This window comes from Allobosea sp. 2RAB26 (assembly GCF_052115465.1).
In the GTDB taxonomy this organism is placed as follows: domain Bacteria; phylum Pseudomonadota; class Alphaproteobacteria; order Rhizobiales; family Beijerinckiaceae; genus Allobosea.
Map to the genome: position 1 here is coordinate 1 of NZ_JBFRGS010000071.1, position 806 is coordinate 806.

1 protein-coding gene is annotated in these 806 nt (G+C 72.8%); it reads right to left on the minus strand.

Features of this window, described 5'->3' with window-relative positions; translation table 11 throughout:
• Positions 1-806 (minus strand): autotransporter outer membrane beta-barrel domain-containing protein (locus AB4118_RS34055; RefSeq protein WP_441493903.1); only part of this gene is annotated, 806 nt, incomplete at both ends.

An 806-nucleotide genomic window follows, 5' to 3' on the forward strand; every position in this document is an offset into this window, starting at 1 on the left:
GCGCGCCAGGCGAGGCCGGCCTCGGCCACCAGGGCGTTGCGGGCAAGCGGGGCGGCAAAGGTCTGGAACGGTGTTGCGGCACCGATGAAGGCAAGCTTGGCCGCGGGTGTGGTGTCGCCGAAGGCATGGCGCCAACCGAGCATGCCGCGGGCCAGCAGCGGCGTCGCGCCGAGCTGCATCTCGGCCCGCAGCCCGAGCGTCGAGAAGCCGAGGCGCTGATCACGGCCGAGTACCTGCAGTGCGGTCGGGCCACCTGTCTCGGCGTCGCGGCTGGTGCGGACCGTGACGGCTGCGATCTGCGCGAAGGGCTCGAACGAGACCGGCCCGTAGGGCACGGCGTAGCCGATCTCGGCGAAGGCCTGGGCGGTCGCGCTGCGGCCATCGAAGCGCAGCASATCGGAGATGCCGGGCAATGTCACCCGGCGSGTCACGTCGAGATCGCTCCAGGCATAGGCCGCGCCGGCCCGCAGCGAGACCGCCCCGAAACGCATGCCGCCATAGAGCGCGCCATGGGCGCTGCCCAGTTCTCCACTCGAGCGGCGCCCGTCGACATCGAAATCGGTGTGCGTGTAGCCGCCGGCAAGGCCGAGGCGCCAGTGCCCGGCGTCGCTCCAGGTCGAGTTGAGCTCGGCGCCGAACAGCATGCCGCCGCCGCGCCGGTCGAGCGAAGCCGCGTTGCGGTCTCCGTCCGTGCGTCCCTGCGCTCCGATCGCCTCGCCCCAAAGCGTGAAGCGTTCCATGGCGAGGCGCGGCGCCGGCAGAGCCGTGCCGGCCGATCTGCCGGGCGCGTCGGCGCTGAAGGCGCC